Annotated in this window: 30 protein-coding genes; 29 read left to right on the top strand and 1 reads right to left on the bottom strand. The window is 56.7% G+C overall.

Annotation, left to right across the window (positions count from 1 at the left end):
* The first annotated feature begins 5 nt into the window (after positions 1–5).
* The 24 genes from B9Z44_RS05160 (at position 6) to pdxA (ending at position 17,670) form a co-directional block, all read left to right on the top strand.
* A complete protein-coding gene (locus B9Z44_RS05160; protein ID WP_245912761.1) occupies positions 6–752 on the top strand; it encodes an MlaA family lipoprotein in 747 nt (248 codons plus the stop codon).
* A gap of 47 nt (positions 753–799) precedes the next feature.
* Positions 800–1,450: an MlaC/ttg2D family ABC transporter substrate-binding protein gene (locus B9Z44_RS05155; protein ID WP_108402810.1), complete on the top strand. Its 651-nt coding sequence runs from the start codon at positions 800–802 to the stop codon at positions 1,448–1,450.
* A 3-nt stretch (positions 1,451–1,453) separates the two neighbouring features.
* On the top strand, positions 1,454–1,741 hold the full coding sequence (locus B9Z44_RS05150) for an STAS domain-containing protein (protein ID WP_233246828.1): 288 nt from the start codon (positions 1,454–1,456) through the stop codon (positions 1,739–1,741).
* 74 nt (positions 1,742–1,815) lie between these two features.
* Positions 1,816–2,733: an ABC transporter ATP-binding protein gene (locus B9Z44_RS05145; RefSeq protein ID WP_108358340.1), complete on the top strand. Its 918-nt coding sequence runs from the start codon at positions 1,816–1,818 to the stop codon at positions 2,731–2,733.
* Positions 2,733–3,512 (top strand): ABC transporter permease, encoded by a 780-nt coding sequence (locus B9Z44_RS05140; RefSeq protein WP_108358500.1) that lies wholly within the window; start codon positions 2,733–2,735, stop codon positions 3,510–3,512. The genes B9Z44_RS05145 and B9Z44_RS05140 overlap by 1 nt, the downstream gene beginning before the upstream one ends.
* Positions 3,513–3,522: 10 nt before the next feature.
* On the top strand, positions 3,523–3,768 hold the full coding sequence (locus B9Z44_RS05135; protein WP_108358339.1) for a BolA family protein: 246 nt from the start codon (positions 3,523–3,525) through the stop codon (positions 3,766–3,768).
* A gap of 8 nt (positions 3,769–3,776) precedes the next feature.
* Positions 3,777–5,054, top strand: a complete 1,278-nt coding sequence (gene murA, locus B9Z44_RS05130) for a UDP-N-acetylglucosamine 1-carboxyvinyltransferase (protein WP_108401858.1) — start codon at positions 3,777–3,779, stop codon at positions 5,052–5,054.
* Positions 5,055–5,154: 100 nt separating this feature from the next.
* A complete protein-coding gene (gene hisG / locus B9Z44_RS05125; RefSeq protein WP_108358499.1) occupies positions 5,155–5,823 on the top strand; it encodes an ATP phosphoribosyltransferase in 669 nt (222 codons plus the stop codon).
* Between the two features lie 24 nt (positions 5,824–5,847).
* Positions 5,848–7,161: a histidinol dehydrogenase gene (gene hisD / locus B9Z44_RS05120; RefSeq protein ID WP_108358337.1), complete on the top strand. Its 1,314-nt coding sequence runs from the start codon at positions 5,848–5,850 to the stop codon at positions 7,159–7,161.
* 5 nt (positions 7,162–7,166) lie between these two features.
* A complete protein-coding gene (gene hisC, locus B9Z44_RS05115; RefSeq protein WP_211308686.1) occupies positions 7,167–8,279 on the top strand; it encodes a histidinol-phosphate transaminase in 1,113 nt (370 codons plus the stop codon).
* A gap of 13 nt (positions 8,280–8,292) precedes the next feature.
* Entirely contained in the window at positions 8,293–8,898 is a 606-nt protein-coding gene (gene hisB / locus B9Z44_RS05110; protein WP_108401856.1) for an imidazoleglycerol-phosphate dehydratase HisB, read from the top strand.
* Positions 8,895–9,545, top strand: coding sequence for an imidazole glycerol phosphate synthase subunit HisH (gene hisH, locus B9Z44_RS05105; protein WP_255416726.1), 651 nt, complete (start codon positions 8,895–8,897; stop codon positions 9,543–9,545). Before hisB ends, hisH begins: the two co-directional genes overlap by 4 nt.
* A 15-nt stretch (positions 9,546–9,560) precedes the next feature.
* Positions 9,561–10,301, top strand: coding sequence for a 1-(5-phosphoribosyl)-5-[(5-phosphoribosylamino)methylideneamino]imidazole-4-carboxamide isomerase (gene hisA / locus B9Z44_RS05100; protein WP_108358334.1), 741 nt, complete (start codon positions 9,561–9,563; stop codon positions 10,299–10,301).
* On the top strand, positions 10,294–11,157 hold the full coding sequence (locus tag B9Z44_RS05095) for a D-hexose-6-phosphate mutarotase (protein ID WP_108401855.1): 864 nt from the start codon (positions 10,294–10,296) through the stop codon (positions 11,155–11,157). Before hisA ends, B9Z44_RS05095 begins: the two co-directional genes overlap by 8 nt.
* Positions 11,158–11,175: 18 nt before the next feature.
* Positions 11,176–11,976, top strand: coding sequence for an imidazole glycerol phosphate synthase subunit HisF (hisF, locus tag B9Z44_RS05090; protein ID WP_108401854.1), 801 nt, complete (start codon positions 11,176–11,178; stop codon positions 11,974–11,976).
* 23 nt (positions 11,977–11,999) lie between these two features.
* On the top strand, positions 12,000–12,395 hold the full coding sequence (gene hisI, locus B9Z44_RS05085) for a phosphoribosyl-AMP cyclohydrolase (RefSeq protein ID WP_108358331.1): 396 nt from the start codon (positions 12,000–12,002) through the stop codon (positions 12,393–12,395).
* A gap of 5 nt (positions 12,396–12,400) precedes the next feature.
* A complete protein-coding gene (locus tag B9Z44_RS05080) occupies positions 12,401–12,784 on the top strand; it encodes a phosphoribosyl-ATP diphosphatase (protein ID WP_108358497.1) in 384 nt (127 codons plus the stop codon).
* Between the two features lie 7 nt (positions 12,785–12,791).
* On the top strand, positions 12,792–13,148 hold the full coding sequence (locus B9Z44_RS05075) for a histidine triad nucleotide-binding protein (RefSeq protein ID WP_108401853.1): 357 nt from the start codon (positions 12,792–12,794) through the stop codon (positions 13,146–13,148).
* A 32-nt stretch (positions 13,149–13,180) separates the two neighbouring features.
* Entirely contained in the window at positions 13,181–13,411 is a 231-nt protein-coding gene (gene tatA / locus B9Z44_RS05070) for a Sec-independent protein translocase subunit TatA (protein WP_108281767.1), read from the top strand.
* Between the two features lie 19 nt (positions 13,412–13,430).
* Positions 13,431–13,904 (top strand): Sec-independent protein translocase protein TatB, encoded by a 474-nt coding sequence (gene tatB / locus B9Z44_RS05065; protein ID WP_108358329.1) that lies wholly within the window; start codon positions 13,431–13,433, stop codon positions 13,902–13,904.
* Positions 13,897–14,667, top strand: coding sequence for a twin-arginine translocase subunit TatC (gene tatC / locus B9Z44_RS05060; RefSeq protein ID WP_108358328.1), 771 nt, complete (start codon positions 13,897–13,899; stop codon positions 14,665–14,667). Before tatB ends, tatC begins: the two co-directional genes overlap by 8 nt.
* 18 nt (positions 14,668–14,685) lie before the next feature.
* A complete protein-coding gene (locus B9Z44_RS05055) occupies positions 14,686–15,828 on the top strand; it encodes a S1C family serine protease (protein ID WP_108401852.1) in 1,143 nt (380 codons plus the stop codon).
* A complete protein-coding gene (locus tag B9Z44_RS05050; RefSeq protein WP_108401851.1) occupies positions 15,825–16,592 on the top strand; it encodes a Nif3-like dinuclear metal center hexameric protein in 768 nt (255 codons plus the stop codon). Before B9Z44_RS05055 ends, B9Z44_RS05050 begins: the two co-directional genes overlap by 4 nt.
* A 13-nt stretch (positions 16,593–16,605) precedes the next feature.
* Positions 16,606–17,670 (top strand): 4-hydroxythreonine-4-phosphate dehydrogenase PdxA, encoded by a 1,065-nt coding sequence (pdxA, locus tag B9Z44_RS05045; protein WP_211308685.1) that lies wholly within the window; start codon positions 16,606–16,608, stop codon positions 17,668–17,670.
* 6 nt (positions 17,671–17,676) lie between these two features.
* Here the strand turns inward: pdxA and mscL are convergent, their stop codons facing one another.
* Positions 17,677–18,084 carry a large conductance mechanosensitive channel protein MscL gene (gene mscL / locus B9Z44_RS05040; protein ID WP_108401850.1) on the bottom strand — a complete coding sequence of 136 codons (408 nt, stop codon included), beginning with the start codon at positions 18,082–18,084 and terminating at the stop codon, positions 17,677–17,679.
* A gap of 147 nt (positions 18,085–18,231) precedes the next feature.
* Here mscL and petA point away from each other — a divergent pair, with 147 nt between their 5' ends.
* From petA to B9Z44_RS05015, 5 genes are all read left to right on the top strand, one after another.
* Complete coding sequence (petA, locus tag B9Z44_RS05035) at positions 18,232–18,831, top strand: ubiquinol-cytochrome c reductase iron-sulfur subunit (RefSeq protein WP_108401849.1); 600 nt, start codon at positions 18,232–18,234, stop codon at positions 18,829–18,831.
* Between the two features lie 11 nt (positions 18,832–18,842).
* Entirely contained in the window at positions 18,843–20,252 is a 1,410-nt protein-coding gene (locus tag B9Z44_RS05030) for a cytochrome b (protein ID WP_108401848.1), read from the top strand.
* A 20-nt stretch (positions 20,253–20,272) separates the two neighbouring features.
* On the top strand, positions 20,273–21,031 hold the full coding sequence (locus B9Z44_RS05025) for a cytochrome c1 (RefSeq protein ID WP_108401847.1): 759 nt from the start codon (positions 20,273–20,275) through the stop codon (positions 21,029–21,031).
* Positions 21,032–21,127: 96 nt separating this feature from the next.
* Positions 21,128–21,739 (top strand): glutathione S-transferase N-terminal domain-containing protein, encoded by a 612-nt coding sequence (locus B9Z44_RS05020; protein WP_108358321.1) that lies wholly within the window; start codon positions 21,128–21,130, stop codon positions 21,737–21,739.
* A gap of 5 nt (positions 21,740–21,744) precedes the next feature.
* Positions 21,745–22,212: a ClpXP protease specificity-enhancing factor gene (locus B9Z44_RS05015; RefSeq protein WP_108401846.1), complete on the top strand. Its 468-nt coding sequence runs from the start codon at positions 21,745–21,747 to the stop codon at positions 22,210–22,212.
* Positions 22,213–22,231 lie beyond the last annotated feature (19 nt).

Genomic DNA, 22,231 nt, shown 5'->3' with positions numbered 1-22,231 from the left:
GTGTGATGCTTCAACGTTGGGGGGTGTATGCAGCGTTGGTGGTGCTGACCGCGCTCAGCGCTGGCTGCGCCACAGGTCCTAACGCGAACCCCAAAGATCCATTGGAGCCGTTCAACCGCAAAGTGTCCGTCTTCAACGACGCCTTGGACGATAACGTGCTCAAGCCAGCAGCCACAGGTTACCGCGACTACGCGCCACAACCCGTGCAAACGGGTGTGAGCAATTTCTTTCGCAACTTGTCGGATGTGTGGTCTACCGCCAACAACGGTTTGCAACTCAAAGGCCGCAACACCGCTGAGTCCTTGATGCGCGTCGTGGTGAATACCGTGGTAGGTATTTACGGCATTTTTGACGTTGCAACAGAAATTGGTTTAGAGCGCCATCCTGAAGACTTCGGTCAAACGCTGGGCTATTGGGGCGTACCGAGCGGGCCCTACGTGGTGTTGCCTGTATTCGGCCCCTCGACAGTGCGGGATACCTCCACTTTGCCGTTGGAGTTTGCGACTGATTTTGTGACCAACCATGATGTGGTCGCAGAACGTAATGTGGCTGTTGTGGCGCGTACGGTCGACAAACGGGCGAGCTTGTTGCAAACCACGGATTTGTTGTCGGGTGCTGCCATTGATAAATACAGCTTCACGCGTGACTCCTACTTGCAATACCGTCGCAACCAGGTCTACGACGGGAATCCGCCGGATGAAGAAGACCTGCCGGACCCGAGCGCTGAGCCTGCCACTCCGTCAACGAAGTAAGACGTTTTGACGTTAAAAATAAACAGAATCCTTTGGAGCTTGAAACCATGAACCGCTTTTTGTCACGCCGCACATTTTCTGCATGGGTCTTGGGTGCGGCTTGCGCGCTGGGGATGCTCCATGCCGTGCATGCCGTGCATGCCGCGGAAGAGCCTGCGGATGTGTTTGTCAAACGCGTTTCAGGCGATATCTTGGACGCCATCAAGGCGGACAAATCCATTCACAGCGGGGATGTGAACAAAATTGGTCTTTTGGTTGACCAACGTGTCATGCCCAATGTCAACTTCTTGCGCATGACGGCGTCTGCTGTCGGCCCAGGCTGGCGCCAGGCCACGCCAGAGCAGCAAAAGCGTTTGCAAGAAGAATTCAAAACCTTGTTGGTGCGCACCTACGCGGGCGCTTTGGGTCAAGTCAACGACCAAACCATTGTGGTGAAGCCATTGCGTGCGGCTGCCGATGACAAAGAGGTGTTGGTTCGTACCGAAGTGCGTGGCAAAGGTGATCCCATTCAACTGGACTACCGTGTCGAGAAGTCTGCGGATGGCGCTTGGAAGGTCTACAACATGAATGTCATGGGCATATGGCTGGTTGAGAACTACAAAACTCAGTTTGCGCAAGAAATCAACGCCAAAGGCGTGGATGGCTTGATCGCCAGCTTGAGCGACCGCAACAAAACCAACGCTCGCGCATCCAAATAAGCCATGAACACCTTGACCGCCGCCATTGCCTTGCCTGCCGTGTTGATGCAGGCTCAAGCTCAAGCCGTGGCTGATGGCTTGGTGGCGTCTTTGACCGCACAGTTGGCCGAAGGTGGCGAAGCGGTTTTGGATGCCTCTGCGTTGACTCAGTTTGATTCTTCGGCTTTGGCCGTGATCTTGGCCTGTCGCCGTGCGGTGCTGGGCAAAGGTGCGCAGTTGCGCGTCACGGGCCTGCCCGACCGTGCCCAAGCCTTGGCCAAAGTCTATGGCCTGAGCGCCTTGCTCCACTAAAACGGGTTTTAGGTGCCCTAAGTGGGTGCCGCCAAGTCAGGGCATTGGTAAAGCCTTAAAATCAAAGGCTACTCATGCCCGCTATTTCTTTTCAATCCGTTTCCAAAACCTTCCAAACCGCCCGAGGCCCGTTTCAGGCACTCGATGGCGTGCGTTTTGATGTCCAAAAAGGCGAGTTCTTCGGACTCTTAGGCCCCAACGGTGCGGGCAAAACCACCCTTATCAGCATCTTGGCCGGTTTGGCCAAAGCCACGTCTGGCTCGGTACTCGTGCATGGCGTCAATGTGGCCACCCAATCCGCCCAAGCCCGCCGCATGTTGGGCGTGGTGCCGCAGGAGCTGGTGTTCGACCCGTTCTTCAATGTGCGCGAAGCTTTGAAGTTTCAATCGGGCTACTTTGGCGTCAAGCACAACGACGACTGGATTGACGAGCTTTTGCACAGCCTTGGCCTGACCGACAAAGCCCACCACAACATGCGCCAACTCTCTGGTGGCATGAAGCGCCGTATGTTGGTCGCGCAGGCCTTGGTGCACAGGCCGCCTGTCATCGTGCTCGACGAGCCCACAGCGGGTGTGGACGTAGAGCTGCGCCAAACCTTGTGGCAGTTCATCGCCAAGCTCAACCGCGAGGGCAGCACCGTGTTGCTGACCACGCATTACCTCGAAGAGGCCGAAGCTTTGTGCAGCCGCATTGCCATGTTGAAAAACGGCAAAGTGGTGGCGCTCGACAGCACCACCGAGTTGCTCAAAGCCGCATCGAGCAATGTGCTGCGCTTCAAGCTCGACACCGAGTTGCCTGCTGCACTTGCTGCCAAAGCGCGTGTGACAGGCCGCATCGTGCAGTTCCCTGCCAACGACGCGTTGGAGATTGAACGCTACCTTGCAGCCGTGCGTGAAGCTGGCTTGCATGCGCAAGACGTAGAAATTCGCAAAGCCGATTTGGAAGACGTTTTTCTTGATGTGATGCACAAAAGCGAAGAGGTGAAAGCATGATGACCGGCTGGACCATGCTGTTCTACAAAGAGGTGCTGCGCTTTTGGAAAGTCAGTTTCCAAACGGTGGCAGCACCCGTGCTCACCGCGGTGATGTACCTGATGATTTTTGGTCACGTGCTCGAAGCGCACGTGCAGGTGTACGACGGCGTGAGCTACACCGCGTTTTTGATTCCAGGTTTGGTGATGATGAGCGTGTTGCAAAACGCGTTTGCCAACAGTTCCTCGTCCATGGTGCAAAGCAAGATCATGGGCAACTTGGTGTTTTTGTTGCTCACCCCGTTGTCGCACTGGAGCTGGTTCTTTGCCTATGCGCTGTCCGCCATGGTGCGCGGCTTGTTGGTGGGTGCGGGTGTGTTGCTGGCGGGCGTGTTGTTTGTGTGGCAATCGTCGGTGCTGAATTTTTCGCTGATGCCCACGCAGCCTGTGTGGGTCATCACCTTTGCGGTGTTGGGTGCCCTGATGCTCGGCTCGCTGGGTTTGATAGCCGGTTTGTGGGCGGACAAGTTTGACCAGATGGCTGCTTTCCAAAACTTCATCATCATGCCGATGACGTTTTTGAGCGGTGTGTTTTATTCCATCCACTCACTGCCAAGCTTTTGGCAAAGCGTGAGCCACCTCAATCCGTTCTTCTACATGATTGACGGTTTCCGTTTCGGTTTCTTTGGCCAGAGCGATGTGTCGCCTTGGCTGAGTTTGGGCGTGGTGGGCGTGTGCTTAACCGCGGTGTCAGCCATTGCACTGCACTTGCTACGCACGGGTTACAAGATTCGAGGATGAAGGTTTTTAAATGACAGCTGACGAACTACAAACCATCATCGCCGCAGGCCTGCCCTGCGAGCATTTGCACGTCGAGGGCGATGGCCGTCATTGGTATGCCACTTTGGTGTCCGCCGAGTTTGAAGGCAAACGCCTCATCCAACGCCATCAGAAGGTGTACGCCACCTTGGGCGAAAAAATCAAAACCGACGAAGTACACGCTTTGTCCATGAAAACCTACACGCCTGCCGAGTGGCAAGCTGCTTCTAAAGCTTAAGAAACCCTATGGATAAATTACTCGTTCGCGGCGGCCGCACCCTCAATGGCGAGGTGCTGATTTCTGGCGCTAAAAACGCGGCCCTGCCCGAGCTGTGCGCGGCCTTGTTGACCGACCAGCCTGTCACGCTGCACAACGTGCCGCAGTTGCAAGACGTGGCCACCATGCTCAAGCTCATCCGCAACATGGGCGTCACCGCCGAGCGCGCCGATGACGGCACCGTGAGTTTGGATGCGGGTGGTTTGAACAACCCTGAAGCCCCTTACGAGCTGGTGAAAACCATGCGCGCTTCGGTGTTGGCGCTGGGCCCCTTGTTGGCCCGTTTTGGTCACGCCAAGGTGTCGTTGCCTGGTGGTTGCGCCATTGGCTCACGCCCTGTGGATCAGCACTTGAAAGGCTTGCAAGCCATGGGTGCCGAGATTGATGTGGACCACGGCTACATGGTTGCCAAATTGGGCGGCGGTCGCACACGCCTCAAAGGCGCACGCATTGCCACCGACATGGTGACGGTGACCGGCACAGAAAACTTCTTGATGGCTGCGGCTTTGGCCGAAGGCGAAACCATGTTGGAAAACGCCGCGCAAGAGCCAGAGATCCCAGACTTGGCCGAAATGCTCATTGCCATGGGCGCGAAGATTGAAGGCCACGGCACCAGCCGCATTCACATCCAAGGTGTGGAGCGCTTGCACGGCTGCACCCACAAAGTGGTGGCTGACCGCATTGAAGCTGGCACGTTCTTGTGCGCCGTGGCCGCCACAGGCGGTGATGTGTTTTTGCGTCACGCCCGTGCCGACCATTTGGATGCGGTCATCGACAAGCTGCGCGATGCAGGTGCAATCGTCACTGCCAACGAAGACGGCATTCGCATTCAAGGCACTGCGCCTGCGTATGAGCACCTCAAGGCGCAAAACTTCCGCACCACTGAATACCCAGGTTTCCCCACCGACATGCAAGCGCAGTTCATGGTGTTGAACGCGATTGCCAAGGGCGCATCGAAGGTGACCGAAACGATTTTTGAAAACCGCTTCATGCACGTCAACGAGTTGGTGCGCTTGGGTGCGCACATCCAAATCGACGGCAAAGTGGCTGTGCTTGAAGGCGTGCAAAAGCTCTCGGGTGCGACCGTCATGGCCACCGATTTGCGCGCTTCTGCCTCGTTGGTGATTGCCGGCTTGGTTGCCGATGGCGAAACCTTGGTGGACCGCATCTACCACTTGGACCGTGGCTACGACAAGATGGAAGCCAAGCTGCGCGCTATTGGTGCTGATATCGAAAGAGTCAAGTAATGGCCCCCACGCTCGTTACTTCGTGTACTTCGCTGCCCCCCGAGGGGGCCCTCGCGCCTTGGGGCGGCCCGGCGGCGCTCACGCCATGAAAGTAAAAGAAATGCTCACACTCGCTCTCTCCAAAGGCCGCATCTTTGACGAAACCATGCCGCTGCTCAAAGCCGCAGGCATTGAGGTGCTCGAAGATCCAGAAAAATCTCGCAAGCTCATCTTGCCCACCAACCACGCCAATGTGCGCGTGGTGCTGGTGCGTGCATCCGACGTGCCCACGTATGTGCAATATGGCGGCGCTGATTTGGGCGTGACCGGCCTCGATACGTTGATCGAACACGGCGGTGGTGTGGCTGGCGGTGTGGCCACCGCGGGCCTGTACCAGCCGCTCGATTTGCAAATCGCCAAATGCCGCATGAGCGTGGCGGTGCGTTCCGACTTCGACTACGCCGCCATGGTGAAGCAAGGTGCGCGCTTGAAAGTGGCGACCAAGTACACCACCATTGCGCGTGACTTCTTTGCCACCAAAGGTGTGCACGTGGATTTGGTCAAACTCTATGGTTCCATGGAATTGGCCCCGCTCACAGGCTTGGCCGATGCCATCGTGGACTTGGTGTCCACCGGTAACACGCTCAAAGCCAACCACTTGGTGGAGGTCGAGCGCATCATGGACATCAGCTCGCGCTTGGTGGTCAACCAAGCCGCGCTCAAGATGAAGCAGGCCGACATTCGCCGCATCATCGACGCCTTTTCTGCCGCTTTGTCAGCAGGCAAATAATCTCTCACCACATACGTACACAAGATGGCCAAACCGCTTCGTCTCTCGACCACCAGCCCCACCTTTGAAGCTGATTTCAAAGCGCGTCTGCATTGGTCTGCCGACACTGACGCGGCCATCGAGCAACGCGTGGCCGACATCTTGGCCGACGTGCAAAAGCGTGGCGATGCCGCCGTGCTCGAATACACAGAGCGCTTTGACGGCCTGAAGGTCGACAGCATGGCCGCGTTGGAGTTGACGCAAACCGAACTCAAAGCCGCGTTCGATGGCTTGCCCGCCGAGCAACGCGACGCCCTGCAAGCCGCCGCCGCACGCGTGCGCAGCTATCACGAGGCGCAAAAGAAAGCCAGCGGCGAGAGCTGGACCTACCGCGATGCCGACGGCACGCTGCTCGGCCAAAAAGTCACGCCGCTGGACCGCGTGGGCATCTATGTGCCCGGTGGCAAAGCAGCTTATCCATCCAGCGTGTTGATGAACGCCATTCCTGCGCACGTCGCAGGCGTGGAGGAAATCATCATGGTTGTGCCTACGCCGAAGGGCGAGAAAAACCCATTGGTGCTCGCTGCTGCGTATGTGGCCGGCGTGAGCCGCGCCTTCACCATCGGTGGCGCACAAGCCGTGGCCGCGTTGGCCTACGGCACAGCCACTGTGCCAGCGGTCGACAAAATTACCGGCCCCGGCAACGCCTATGTGGCCGCTGCCAAGCGCCGTGTGTTTGGCACCGTGGGCATCGACATGATTGCAGGCCCCAGCGAAATTTTGGTGTTGGCCGATGGCTCCACGCCCGCCGACTGGGTGGCCATGGATTTGTTCAGCCAAGCCGAGCACGACGAGCTGGCGCAAAGCGTGTTGCTCTGCCCCGATGCCGCGTACATAGCCCGCGTGCAAGCTGAGATCGAGCGCTTGCTGCCGCAAATGCCGCGCAAAGACATCATCGAAAAATCGCTCAATGGCCGTGGTGTGCTCATCCACACCCGCAGCATGGAAGAGGCGTGCGCTATCAGCAACCGCATTGCACCCGAACACTTAGAGGTGTCGAGCAACGAGCCCCACAAGTGGGAGCCGCTGCTTAAGCACGCAGGTGCCATTTTCTTGGGCGCGTTCACCAGTGAAAGTTTGGGTGACTACTGCGCGGGACCCAACCACGTGTTACCCACCAGCGGCACGGCGCGTTTCAGCTCGCCCTTGGGCGTGTACGACTTCCAAAAGCGCAGCAGCTTGATCGAGGTGAGCGAGCAGGGCGCGCAAACGCTGGGCAAGATTGCCGCCGTGTTGGCCTATGGCGAAGGCTTGCAAGCCCACGCCATGGCAGCTGAGTTCCGTTTGAAGAAAGACTGACCGATATGACGAACGCACTGCGTTTCATTCGCCCCGATGTCCAAGCCATGCACGCCTATGCCGTGCAGCACTCGGTGGGCATGGTCAAGCTTGACGCGATGGAAAACCCATTCACCCTCTCGCCCGAATTGCAGGCCCAGCTGGGCGCGCGTTTGGGTGCGGTGGAAGTCAACCGTTACCCCGGCGCACGCATCGACGACCTGAAAACCGCGCTGGCGCAATACGTTGATTTGCCTGCAGGTTTGGGCTTGATGCTGGGCAACGGCTCGGACGAACTGATTTCTTTGTTGTCCCAAGCTTGCGCCGTCCCCGGCGCTCAAGATCGCGCCAAAGTTGTGGCCCCAGAGCCCGGCTTTGTGATGTACGGCATGAGCGCACAGCTGCAAGGTTTGCAATACATCGGTGTGCCCTTGAAGGCCGACTTTGAGTTGGATGAGGCTGCCATGTCTGCCGCCATCGCGCAGCACGAGCCCGCCATTGTTTACATCGCCTACCCCAACAACCCCACCGCCAATTTGTGGGACGCCGACACCATTCGCGACCTCATCAAGCAGGTCAGCGCTTATGGTGGCTTGGTGGTGATGGACGAGGCATATCAGCCGTTCTCTAGCAAAAGCTGGCTCGACGAAATTCGCCAACACCCAGCGGCCAATGCCAATGTGCTGTTGATGCGCACGCTGTCAAAGTTTGGTTTGGCCGGCATTCGCTTGGGCTACATGATTGCCCCTCAGGCGTTGATCAACGAGATCGACAAACTGCGCCCACCGTACAACGTGAGCGTGCTCAACGCCGAATGCGCTTTGTTTGCGCTGGAGCACACAGATGTGTTTGCCCAGCAAGCCGCTGTCATTCGCACGGAGCGTGACGCTTTGTTCAAAGCCTTGCAGCAAATGGCAGGCGTTACCCCTTACGCCAGCGAAGCCAACATGATGGTGTTGCGTTTCAATGGTGAGGCCGATGCCGCCAATCGCGCTTTTGAGGTGCTCAAGGCCCACAAAGTGCTGGTGAAGAACGTTTCTAAAATGCACCCATTGCTTGCCAACTGCTTGCGCTTGACCATCGGCACGCCCGAGGAAAACAAACAACTCTTGGCTGCCCTGCAAACCGCTCTCTCTTAATCGAAAGTCACACATGACAGCTCCTATTGCGCCACGTACTGCCGAAGTCAGCCGCAACACGGCCGAGACCCAAATCACCGTCAAGATCAACCTCGACGGCACGGGCCAATCCAAGCTCTCTACCGGCATTGGTTTTTTTGACCACATGCTGGACCAAATCGCGCGTCATGGCTTGATCGATTTGGACATCCACGCCGTGGGTGATTTGCACATCGACGGCCACCACACCGTGGAAGACGTGGGCATCACCTTGGGCCAAGCGTTTGCCAAAGCCGTGGGCGACAAAAAAGGCATTCGCCGTTACGGCCACGCCTATGTGCCGCTCGACGAAGCACTCAGCCGCGTGGTGGTGGATTTTTCGGGCCGTCCTGGCCTCATCATGCACGTGCCGTTCAAGAGCGGCATGATTGGCGAGTTCGACAGCCAATTGGCGTTTGAGTTTTTCCAAGGCTTTGTGAACCACGCCTTCGTGACCTTGCACATCGACAACTTGCGCGGCGAGAACGCGCATCACCAAGCTGAGACGGTGTTCAAAGCGTTTGCGCGTGCCTTGCGTGCTGCTTTGGAATTGGACCCACGCTCAGCCGGCATGATTCCTTCCACCAAGGGAAGCCTGTGACCAACAAAGTCGCAGTCGTTGATTACGGCATGGGCAACCTGCGCTCTGTGGCGCAGGCGGTGATGCATGCGGCTTCTCTGGTCGACCATGCCGAAGTGGTGGTCACGTCTGATCCGCAGGTGGTGCGCGACGCGCACCGCGTGGTCTTGCCCGGCCAAGGCGCCATGCCTGATTGCATGCGCGAGTTGCGCGAGTCCGGCATGTTTGATGCGGTCATGGACGCTGCCCACAAAAAACCTTTGTTTGGCGTGTGTGTGGGGATGCAAATGATGCTCGACCACAGCGCCGAGGGCGACACGCCCGGCTTAGGTCTGATTCCCGGCGAGGTGGTGAAGTTTGATTTGGCCGGCCGCACACAACCCGACGGAAGCCGCTTCAAGGTGCCGCAAATGGGCTGGAACCAAGTGCAGCCCACACGTCCGCACTTCATGTGGACCGATGTGCCCGACGGCAGCTACTTCTATTTCGTGCACAGTTTCTACGCCCGCCCTGCCAATCCAGAGCACAGCGCGGCCCAAACTGACTACGGCGGCCTTTTTACATGTGCCGTGGCCCGCGACAACATTTTTGCGACACAATTTCACCCGGAAAAAAGCGCGGCGCATGGCTTGGCCCTGTACCGCAACTTTCTGCACTGGAACCCTTGAACTTTTAACGCCATCATGTATTTAATTCCCGCCATCGACCTCAAAGACGGACATTGCGTGCGCCTCAAACAAGGTGACATGGAGCAATCCACCACCTTCGGTGAAGACCCAGCGCAAATGGCGCTCAACTGGGTGGCCAAAGGCGCGCGCCGCCTGCACTTGGTGGACTTGAACGGCGCTTTCGCCGGTACGCCACAAAACAAAGCGGCCATCAAAGCCATTTTGAAAGCCGTGGGCCACGACATTCCCGTGCAGTTGGGTGGCGGCATCCGCGACCTCGATACGATTGAAAAATACATCGACGCAGGCTTGCGCTACGTCATCATTGGCACCGCTGCCGTGAAGAACCCCGGCTTCTTGAAAGATGCGTGCGCTGCCTTTGGCGGTCACATCATCGTGGGTCTTGACGCCAAAGACGGCAAGGTTGCCACCGATGGTTGGAGCAAGCTCACCGGTCACGATGTGGCCGACCTCGGCAAGAAGTTTGAAGACTATGGCGTCGAATCCATCATCTACACCGACATCGGTCGCGATGGGATGCTGACGGGTATCAACATCGACGCCACGGTCAAGCTGGCACAAGCCGTGTCGATTCCCATCATCGCCTCTGGCGGTTTGTCCAACATGGCCGACATCGAACAGTTGTGCGCCGTGGAAGGCGAGGGCGTGGAGGGCGTGATTTGCGGTCGCGCCATTTACAGTGGTGATTTGGACTTTGCAAAAGCCCAAGCCCGCGCTGACGAACTCAATGGCTAATGCCACAGCCGCCGGTAGCGCGGCCTGCGGTGAGCTTCACCAAGGCCTTGCCTGCCAGCGCCTGACCCTGCCTTGCGGCGACACCGTGCTGGTGGCTTTGCAAGGCGCGCATGTGTTGTCGTGGGTCAGCCAAGGCCGCGAGCGTTTGTTTTTAAGCCCCAACAACCTGTGGGATGGCCAAGCCGCCATCCGTGGTGGTGTGCCGGTGTGCTTCCCCCAGTTCAACCAACGTGGCACTTTGCCTAAACATGGTTTTGCGCGCAACATGAGCTGGGTAGCCGGTGAGGCCGTGGCCAGCGGTGACGCCGCCCACATCGACTTCACCCTCAGCACCAACGCCGACACGCTCGCCATTTGGCAACAAGCCTTTGTGGCCGTGCTGCGCGTGGCGTTGGCGCCCGGCCAGCTGACCCTCACGCTGACCGTTAACAACACCGAAGCGCAAAACGATTTGCACTTCACTGGCGCACTGCACACGTACCTAGCCGTCGATGACATTGACCTGACCGAGCTGCGTGGCTTGGGTGGCCGCCCCGAGTGGGACGCTGTTGCTGATGTGCATGGTTTGGCCGACGAGGCGCTGTACTTTGATGGCGAGTTTGACCGCGTGTATGACTCGGCGGCCAACCCACTGCACCTGCAAGACGGCACAAGCACCCTGCAAATTGAGCAAAGCCCCTCATGGGCCAACTCAGTGGTGTGGAACCCGGGCGAGGGCAAGTGCGCCGCACTGGCCGACATGCCCGCCCACGGCTTTGCGCGCATGCTGTGCGTGGAAGCCGCGCAGGTGTTTGAACCCATCTCAATCTCCGCTGGTGGCCAATGGGTTGGCTGGCAGCGTTTGACCGTTTCTTGAAGAACTCTTTGGACCTCTATGCTTGCTAAGCGCATCATTCCTTGCCTCGACGTGACCGGCGGTCGCGTCGTCAAAGGCGTCAACTTTGTCGAGCTGCGCGATGCAGGCGACCCTGTGGAAATCGCGGCACGCTACAACGACCAAGGCGCTGACGAGCTCACCTTCTTGGACATCACCGCCACCAGCGATGCGCGCGATGTGATTCTTCACATCATCGAAGCCGTGGCCAGCCAAGTGTTCATCCCCCTCACCGTGGGCGGTGGTGTGCGCACCGTTGACGACGTGCGCCGCATGCTCAACGCAGGCGCTGACAAAGTGAGCTTTAACTCTGCGGCAATAGCCAACCCGCAAGTGATTCGCGATGCGTCAGCCAAATATGGCGCCCAGTGCATCGTCGTGGCCATCGACGCCAAGCGCCGCACCGCGGAAGACGAACAGCGCATGGGTGCAAACGGCTTGGCTGTTGGCCCTGGCTGGGATGTGTTCAGCCATGGCGGCCGTAAAAACGTGGGTCTAGACGCCGTGGCATGGGCCAAGCAAATGGCCGACTACGGCGCAGGCGAAATCTTGCTCACCAGCATGGACCGCGACGGTACCAAGAGCGGCTTTGACTTGCAGCTCACCCGCGCCGTGTCCGACATCGTGCCCGTGCCCGTGATTGCCTCAGGCGGCGTGGGCAACCTCGACCACTTGGCCGATGGCGTACAACAAGGCGGCGCTGACGCTGTGCTGGCCGCGAGCATCTTCCACTACGGCGAATACACCGTGCAGCAGGCGAAAGAGCGGATGCGTGAGCGCGGCATTCCTGTCCGTTTGTAATCCTTTTCTTGAAAACAACCGACATGACCTCAACTTGGCTTGATGCCATCAAATGGGACGACAAAGGCCTAGTACCCGTGATCGCCCAAGAAAAAGACAGCGGTGACGTGCTGATGTTTGCGTGGATGAACCGCGAGGCGCTGCAAAAAACGGCTGAGCTCAAGCGTGCGGTGTATTTCAGTCGCTCACGCAACAAGCTGTGGTTCAAGGGCGAGGAGTCGGGCCATGTGCAAACGGTGCACGACATTCGCATCGACTGCGATAACGACGTGGTGTTGCTCAAGGTGACGCAAGAAGGACACGAGCCCGGCATTGCCTGCCATACTGGCCGCCATAGCTGCTTCTACCAACGTCTTGAAGGTAAAGCGTGGCACGCTTGCGAGCCTGTGCTGAAAGACCCCGAATCCATTTACAAGTGAACACCATGAGTTCGACCCCTGTGACCCATTTAGACACCTTGCAACGTCTGGCCGACGTGATTGAAAGCCGCAAGCCCGCCAATGGCGGCGACCCCGAGAAGAGCTACGTCTCGCGCTTGCTGCACAAAGGCCCTGACGCGTTCTTGAAGAAGATTGGCGAAGAGGCCACCGAAACCGTGATGGCCGCCAAAGACGTGGACCATGGCGGTGATGCATCGAAGCTGGTGTACGAAGTGGCCGACCTGTGGTTTCACAGCATGATTGCTTTGGCCCACTACGGCTTGAAGCCCTCTGACGTGATTGATGAGCTGGCGCGCCGCGAAGGCCTGAGTGGCTTGGAAGAGAAAGCTTTGCGCAAAGCGCAAGCCCGCGAAGCCGCGGGCGAGTGAGGACAATATGACAGACGCTAATTGCATTTTTTGCAAAATCATCGCGGGTCAAATCCCGTCGCGTAAGGTGTATGAAGACGACGAAATCTTCGCGTTTCACGACATCAACCCGTGGGCGCCCGTGCACTTTTTGATCATTCCTAAGTTGCACATTCCCTCGATGGCGCATGTCACGCCCGAGCATGAAGGTTTGTTGGGTCGCATGATGTTGCTGGCCCCCAAGCTGGCTGTGCAAGAAGGCGCAAAACCTTACCCCGAAGGTGGCTTTCGCATCGTGGCTAATACTGGCGCTGAAGGTGGGCAAGAAGTCCATCACATGCACTGGCATGTCATGGGTGGTCCACGTCCTTGGCTGCGCGGCTGATTAGAATTCAATCAATTATTTAGGAGTCACACATGGGTTCGTTTTCAATTTGGCATTGGCTGATCGTCTTGTTGATCGTCATCATGGTGTTTGGTACCAAGAAGCTCAAAAATTTGGGCTCAGACTTGGGCGGCGCCGTGAAGGGCTTCAAAGACGGCATGAAAGATGGCAGCGCACCTGCCGAAGACAAGCCAGCAGCGCCTGCTGCCGCTGTGTCTGCCGACAAAAATACCATTGACGTTGAAGTCAAGAACAAGTCTTAATTGATGTTGATCGCTTGCTTTGTTTGATCTCGATTTTTCCAAAATTGCGGTAGTGAGTGCGGTGGCCTTGGTAGTCATCGGGCCCGAGCGGTTGCCCAGTGTCGCCCGCACGATGGGGACGATGATTGGCAAAGCCAAGCGTTACGTGGCTGACGTCAAAGCTGAGGTCAACCGCACGATGGAGCTCGATGAGCTCAAGAAGATGAAAGAGACGATGGAGACAGCGGCACGCGATGTGGAGCACTCCGTACACACCGCGGCCAGCGACTTTGAGAAAGACTGGTCCGAAACCACGGCTGGTTTATCGTCTGACCATTACGAACCGTTGGCCCCACCGCCACCCACGTATGAAAACCCAGGCAAGAAATGGCGCCTCAAGCGTGGTGCCATGCCGCATTGGTACAAAGCCCGTCAAGGTGTACGCACCAAGGCGCTATCTGGCGCGGCCCGCGTGGCGCGTTTTCGCCCTGTGAAGCGTTCTGAACATGTCTGATACCCCTTCTACCGACGAATTGGCTGGCACCGAGCAGCCATTTGTGCAGCATTTGATTGAGTTGCGTGACCGTTTGGTCAAAGCGACCATTGCCGTGTTGGTGGCTGGTGCTGCGTTGGCGATCTACCCCGGCCCTGCCGAGCTGTATGACTTGTTGGCGGCGCCCTTGGTGGCACAGTTGCCTGCGGGTGCCACGTTGATCGCCACGTCGGTGATTTCGCCATTTTTGGTGCCGCTCAAAATTTTGCTGATGACTGCGTTTTTGCTGGCGCTGCCGGTGGTGCTGTACCAGGTGTGGGCGTTTGTGGCGCCTGGTCTGTATTCGCACGAAAAGAAATTGGTGCTGCCGTTGGTGGTGTCAAGCACCTTGTTGTTCATGGTGGGAGTGGCGTTTTGCTACTTCTTCGTGTTTGGCCAAGTGTTCAAGTTCATCCAAAGCTTTGCGCCCAAAAGCATCACGGCTGCACCTGACATTGAGGCCTATTTGGGCTTTGTCATCAGCATGTTCATCGCCTTTGGTTTGGCGTTTGAAGTGCCCATCGTGGTGATTGTGTTGGCGCGCATGAATGTGGTGACCATCGAAAAGCTCAAAGACTTTCGCTCGTACTTCATCGTGTTGGCATTCATCATCGCGGCCATCGTGACGCCGCCCGATGTGGTGTCGCAGCTGGCGCTGGCCATTCCCATGTGCATCTTGTACGAGATCGGCATTTGGGCTGCGCAACTCTTCATCAAACACACCCAAGCGCCTGACGCCGAATAAGCGCTGCGCAAACACGCCATGAAACGTCAATGGTTGCTGTTCTCCCAAGTTGTCACCGTGCTGGTGGCAATTTGGTTTGTCCTGGTGACCTTGAAGCCTGAGTGGCTCAACCGCCGCATGCCAATGTCAGGTGTGACCTTGCTCGAGGCCGCGCCCAATGCCACCGGCACTGTCATGCCTGGCAGTTTTAGCCCGGCAGCCAAAGTGGCATCGCCCGCCGTGGTGAGCATTGCCACCACACAGGCCAATGCGCCCGCGCATCCTTTTCAAAACGACCCTTGGTTTCGCTTTTTCTATGGCGACCGCGAAGACGACACGCCACAGCAGGGCTTGGGCAGTGGCGTCATCGTCAGCCCTGAGGGGTACATCCTCACCAACAACCATGTGATTGAGGGTGCGCAAGAAATTGAAGTCACCTTGAGTGACAGTCGCCATGCAACCGCACAGGTGATTGGCGCAGACCCGGATACCGACCTCGCTATTTTGCGCATCAACCTAGACCGCTTGCCCGTCATTGCCTTGGGCAATTCAGACACGGCACAAGTAGGGGACCGCGTGTTGGCAATTGGCAATCCATTCGGCGTGGGCCAAACCGTGACCAGCGGCATCGTGTCTGCCTTGGGCCGTAACCAGTTGGGCATCAACACCTTTGAAAATTTCATCCAAACCGATGCGGCCATCAACCCCGGCAACTCGGGCGGCGCTTTGGTCGATGTGAACGGTAATTTGATTGGCATCAACACCGCCATCTATTCGCGCTCGGGCGGCAACATGGGCATTGGTTTTGCCATTCCTGTGTCTACCGCGCGTCAAGTGCTAGAGGGCATCGTGCGCGATGGTCAAGTGACACGCGGCTGGGTTGGAATTGAACCCAGCGAGTTGACGCCTGAATTGGCCGAGACGTTTGGCTTGAAGCAAACCAACGGTGTGGTGATCACCGGGGTGCTGCAAAACGGCCCCGCTGCGAATGCAGGCTTGCGCCCAGGCGACTTGTTGTTGGCCGTGGCTGGGCAGCCCGTGAAAAATGTGGGCGAGCTGTTGACACGAATTGCCGCACTCACGCCCGGCGAGAACGTGAAGCTCGAAGTGGTTCGGCGCAATCAAAACCTGACCTTGAATGTCACGGCGGTCCAGCGTCCCAAAACCAAGGTGCCCCGATGAGTCAAACCGTCACCCGCCAAACATTGCTGAGTGCCTTCAACGATTTGTTGCAGCCTGCACGTTTCAAAGATTACGGACCGAACGGTTTGCAAGTCGAAGGTGCAGACACCATTCGCCACATCGTCTCTGGCGTGACTGCCAGTCGCGCCTTGATTGAGGCGGCGATAGATGCCAAGGCGGATACCATTTTTGTGCATCACGGTTTGTTTTGGCGTGGCCAAGACGGCACGGTCACCGGCTGGATGAAGCAACGCTTGCAACTGCTGTTGGCACACAACATCAACTTGTTGGCGTACCACTTGCCGCTGGATGCACATCCTGAATTGGGTAACAACGCGCAGCTAGGCCAGCGTTTGGGGCTGCAAGTGCAAGGCACGTTTGGTGAGCAAGATTTGGGTTTGTGGGGCGAACGCGCGGATGGCCAAAAGTTTGCCAATGCGCAAGCTTTGGCGGCAGTGGTGTCGGGGGCTTTGCAACGTGAGTCTGTGGTGGTGCAAACACCTGTGCGAGAAATACGCAAAGTGGCTTGGTGCACCGGCGGTGCGCAAAGTTATTTCGAAGCAGCCATTGCCGCGGGTGTGGATGCCTTCATCACGGGCGAAATTTCAGAGCCCCAAGCGCATTTGGCGCGCGAAACTGGGGTGGCCTTTTTGGCTTGTGGGCATCACGCCACTGAGCGTTATGGCGCACCTGCCGCTGCGGCGCATGTGGCGGCACAACTGGGCATCAGCCACCAGTTCATCGAAATAGATAACCCCGCATGACGGGTGTTCGCGCATGAGCACCGCTGAACATTTCAAGCCCATGGTCATCACGCTGGGCGATGCGGCGGGCATTGGCCCCGAAATCATCGTCAAAGCGTTTCGCGATGCACCCGAGCAGCTGCAAGGCTGCGTGGTCGTCGGTGATTTGGCGGTCATGCAGCGTGCCGCATTGTTGTTGGCTCAGTGCGAATACCACGAGCCACAAATGCACATGCAGTTGGTCAACGATTTGCGTGAAGCAGCCCAAATCAAAGTGCCATTCACCATCCCCGTCTTGCAAGTCACGCAGCCTTTGGCTGCTGACCAGCTGCCTGCGTGGGGTCAAATCAGCGCAACCGCTGGCAAGCTGGCTGCTGACTGCGTGGTGTGGGCGGCGCAAGCCGCCTTGCGCGGCGATGTGTCGGCGGTGGTGACAGCGCCTTTACACAAAGAGGCCTTGTTTGCAGCGGGTGTGCCGTTCCCGGGGCATACCGAAATGTTGCAGGCGTGTGCAGCAGCCCATGCAGGCGTGGGGGTGGACGACATGCCCGTGCGCATGATGTTGGCCAACCCTGAACTCAAAACTGTGTTGGTCAGCATCCATGTGTCCTTGCGCCAAGCGATTGACGCGGTGACGGTCGACAACATTTTGCAAACCCTGCGCATCACCCATACTGCCGAGCTGGCGGCCACGGGTCGCGCACCACACATGGCCGTGGCGGGCTTGAACCCGCATGCGGGCGAGGGGGGCTTGATGGGGCGTGAAGAACTCGACATCATCATCCCCGCCCTGCAACAGGCGCGTGCCGAGGGCATGCACGTGAGCGGGCCGTTTGCGCCCGACACGGTGTTCATGCGCGCACGCGCCAAGAACGGACAACCCAGTGAGTTTGATGTGGTGGTGGCGATGTACCACGACCAAGGCTTGATCCCCGTGAAGTACTTGGGCGTAGAGCAGGGTGTGAACGTGACGTTAGGACTGCCGCTGGTGCGCACCAGCCCCGATCACGGCACCGCCTTTGATTTGGCCGGCACGGGCAAGGCGGATGCGTCTAGCCTGTTGGCTGCGGTCGCCATGGCGCGTGCCATGCGCCGCTGAAGTAATTTATTTTTTCAAACTGTCGCGGATATCGCGCAACAACAGAACTTCTTCTTTCGGCGCTGCTTCTTCAGCCGTGCCCTTGAGGCGGTTGATTTGCTTGATCATCAAGAAAATGATGAACGCCAAAATCACGAAGTTGACAGCTACGGTGATGAAGTTGCCGTAGGCAAACACAGGCACGCCGGCCTTCTTCATGGCATCTAGTGTCATGGCTGTGCCCGCAGGTACTGCGCCCAAGACGAAGAAGAAATTAGAGAAGTCGAGATGACCAATGAAGGCGGCCACGATGGGCATGATCAGGTCGTTCACGGCTGAATCGACGATTTTCCCAAACGCTGCACCGATGATCACACCGACAGCCAAATCGATGACATTGCCTTTGACGGCGAAGGCTTTGAACTCTTTCAACATGTTGAATCCTTTGTGTATAAAAGTATTCGAATTATCGCTGGCTTACCGCTGGCTTGCAGTGGAAGCACTGCGTAATAAATAGCGGGTGTGTGTGGTCAGCTACAATCAAGTGTTAACCCAACCAGTGATTATTGTTTGAGGAATTCCATGAGTGACACCCCAGTAGACACCAACAAACGCACGTGGCTGATTGCCTCGACTTGCGCGGGTGCGGTCGGTGGCGTAGCAGTAGCTGTGCCTTTCGTCAGCACATTCCAGCCTTCTGAGAAGGCCAAAGCTGCCGGCGCTGCTGTCGAAGTCGACATCTCGGCCCTCAAACCGGGCGAGAAAATGACCGTCGAATGGCGCGGCAAGCCCGTTTGGATCGTCAAGCGTACCCCTGAGCAGTTGGAGTCTTTGAACAAGACTGAGTCTCAGTTGGCTGACCCCAAGTCAGAGCGCAAGCCCAATGAATTCACGCCCGTGTATGCACGCAATCAAGCGCGCTCCATCAAACCTGAAGTGTTTGTGGCTGTGGGCATCTGTACGCATTTGGGTTGCTCACCTTCCGATAAGTTTCAAACAGGTGCGCAGCCTTCGCTGCCTGATGATTGGAATGGTGGCTTCTTGTGCCCTTGCCACGGTTCAACGTTTGATATTGCTGGCCGCGTGTTTAAAAACAAGCCTGCGCCAGACAACCTCGAAGTCCCGCCACATATGTACCTCTCCGACACAAAGCTGTTGATCGGTGAAGACAAGAAAGCCTGATAGGACACACCATGGCTGAATTTAAAGAAATCTCCCCTGACGCCAGCGCTGGCGAAAAACTGCTGAACTGGGTGGACAACCGTTTCCCAGCTTCCAAAATGTACAAAGAGCATCTCTCTGAGTACTACGCACCTAAGAACTTCAACTTTTGGTATTTCTTTGGCTCATTGGCACTCTTGGTGTTGGTGATTCAAATCGTGACCGGCATTTTCTTGGTCATGCACTACAAACCTGATGCCAACTTGGCATTTGGTTCTGTTGAATACATCATGCGCGACGTGCCATGGGGCTGGTTGATCCGCTACATGCACTCCACTGGCGCTTCGGCGTTCTTCATCGTGGTTTACATGCACATGTACCGTGGTTTGATCTACGGTTCATACCGCAAGCCACGTGAATTGGTGTGGGTCTTTGGCTGTGCCATCTTCTTGTGCTTGATGGCTGAGGCGTTCATGGGTTACTTGTTGCCATGGGGTCAAATGTCCTATTGGGGCGCTCAAGTGATCGTGAACTTGTTTGCTGCTGTGCCTTTCGTGGGCCCCGACTTGGCTTTGCTGATTCGTGGTGACTACGTGGTCGGTGATGCCACCTTGAACCGCTTCTTCAGCTTCCACGTGATTGCGGTGCCACTCGTCCTCTTGGGCTTGGTGGTGGCGCACATCATTGCTTTGCACGAAGTGGGCTCTAACAACCCAGACGGCGTGGAAATCAAAGGCCCGAACGCACCGAAAGATGCCAACGGTCACCCACTCGACGGCGTGCCTTTCCACCCTTACTACACCGTGCACGACATTTTGGGTGTGAGCGGCTTCTTGTTGGTGTTCAGCGCTGTGATCTTCTTCGCACCTGAATTCGGTGGTTACTTCCTCGAATACAACAACTTCATCCCTGCGGATCCTTTGAAGACACCGTTGCACATTGCGCCAGTGTGGTACTTCACGCCCTTCTATTCGATGTTGCGTGCGATCACCAGTGAAATGATGTACGTGTTGATTGCTTGCGTTTTAGCCGGTGCCTTCTTTGGTGCTGTCAAAACCAACTTGCCAAAAGTAGTCAAAGCGGGTGTGGTGGGTGCAGCTTTGTTTGTGTCCGTGCTCATGCTCTCCATCGACGCCAAATTCTGGGGTGTGGTGGTGATGGGTGGCGCTGTGGTGATCTTGTTCTTCTTGCCCTGGTTGGACAACTGCGGTGTCAAATCAATCCGCTACCGTCCTGACTGGCACAAGTACATGTACGGTGTGTTCGTGGTGAACTTCATCGTGTTGGCTTATTTGGGCGTTCAACCACCCTCCGCCATTGGCGAGCGCGTGTCGCAAGTCGGTACCTTGTTTTACTTCGGTTTCTTCTTGTTGATGCCGATGTGGAGCCGCATGGGTGCAACCAAGCCTGTGCCTGACCGCGTTACTTTCACGCCTCACTGAGATTCACGGAGTACATAACCATGAAAAAAATCATTCTCAGCTTGGCATTGGCCCTCGGTGTGGTTGCTGGTGCGCAAGCATCTGGCGGCGACACCATCGCATGGGACAAAGCGCCTAATAAAACCAACGATCTGGGTGCCTTGCAAAACGGCGCCAAGATTTTTGTCAACCACTGCTTGAACTGTCACTCAGCCGCATTCATGCGCTACAACCGATTGAAAGACATCGGTTTGACAGAACAGCAGATCAAAGACAACTTGTTGTTCACGACCGAAAAAGTCGGTGACACCATGAAGGCCAACATTGACCCCAAACAGGCCAAAGACTGGTTTGGTGCCACACCGCCTGATTTGACAGTGATCGCACGTTCACGTGCGGGCCACGGCGGCACAGGTGCGGATTACCTCTACACCTACATGCGCACGTTCTACCGTGACGAAACCAAAGCCACAGGTTGGAATAACCTGGTGTTCCCTAACGTGGGCATGCCTCACGTGTTGTGGGAATTGCAAGGCGAGCGTCGTCCGATCTATGACACACACGAAGACCACGGCCATCAAGTCCAAACCTTCAAAGGCTGGGAACAAATCAAGCCAGGCAAGATGACCGCTTTGGAATACGACCAAGCCATGGGTGATCTCGTGGGTTACTTGCAATGGATGGCTGAGCCAGCTCAAAATACACGCGTTCGCATTGGCGTTTGGGTGTTGTTGTTCTTGGTTGGCTTTATGTTCATCGCATGGCGCTTGAATGCTTCCTTCTGGAAAGACATCAAGTAATTTGCGCAAATTCGGCAACAGGCTTCATGCCTGTTGTCACTTCACGGAGTGACAGGTTAGCCTGCCACTCTTTTTGATTTTTAGGAGCCGCCCATCATGATGGTGCTTTATTCGGGAACTACGTGTCCCTACTCACATCGCTGCCGTTTTGTCTTGTTCGAAAAAGGCATGGACTTTGAAATTCGCGATGTTGATCTTTACAACAAGCCCGAAGACATCAATGTGATGAACCCATACGGTCAAGTGCCAATCTTGGTTGAGCGCGATTTGATCTTGTATGAGTCCAACATCATCAACGAATACATCGACGAACGTTTCCCACATCCACAGTTGATGCCTGGCGACCCTGTCGAGCGCGCCCGCGTGCGTTTGTTCTTGTTGAACTTCGAAAAAGAATTGTTCACACACGTGTCCACGTTGGAGTCTCGTGCTGCCAAAGCCAATGACAAAGCGTTGGAAAAAGCCCGTGCACACATCCGTGACCGTTTGACACAGCTGGCTCCCGTGTTCTTGAAGAATAAGTACATGTTGGGCGAAAACTTCTCCATGCTCGACGTGGCCATTGCGCCACTGTTGTGGCGCTTGGATCACTACGGCATCGACTTGTCGAAGAACGCTGCACCATTGCTCAAGTACGCCGAGCGCATCTTCTCGCGCCCAGCCTACATTGAGGCATTGACGCCTTCTGAAAAGGTCATGCGCAAGTAATTCGTATGTTGAACGCTCCAGACGCCTCTTCCACCCGTCCGTATCTGCTGCGTGCTTTGCACGAGTGGTGCACCGACCGTGGGTTCACGCCCTATGTCGCGGTCTTGGTTGACGAGACCGTGCAAGTGCCGATGGAGTACGTCAAAAACGGTGAGATTGTGTTGAACGTGGGCTATGACGCCACGGCAGGCATGACGCTGGGCAATGAGTTCATTGAATTCAAAGCCCGCTTCGGTGGTGTGCCGCGTGAAATCATCATTCCCATCAATCGAGTGATGGCGATTTACGCGCGTGAAAACGGACAAGGTATGTCCTTTCCGATGAGTACAGCATCTGATGCGGTTCCTGCCGCTGTCGCTAAACGTCCCGCATTAAGTGCGGTGGACACATCACAGGTTGACGGTGGTGCAGACGATGAGTCGCCAACGCCCACGACACCTTCAGGTCGCCCAACACTCACGCGTGTGAAGTAAAAACACACGAAAGTTAGGT

Origin of the sequence: Limnohabitans curvus, assembly GCF_003063475.1 — a bacterium.
Taxonomy (GTDB): Bacteria; Pseudomonadota; Gammaproteobacteria; order Burkholderiales; family Burkholderiaceae_C; genus Limnohabitans; species Limnohabitans curvus.
The sequence above is the reverse complement of the archived record's forward strand: the minus strand, read 5'-3'. Positions and strand labels throughout refer to the sequence as shown.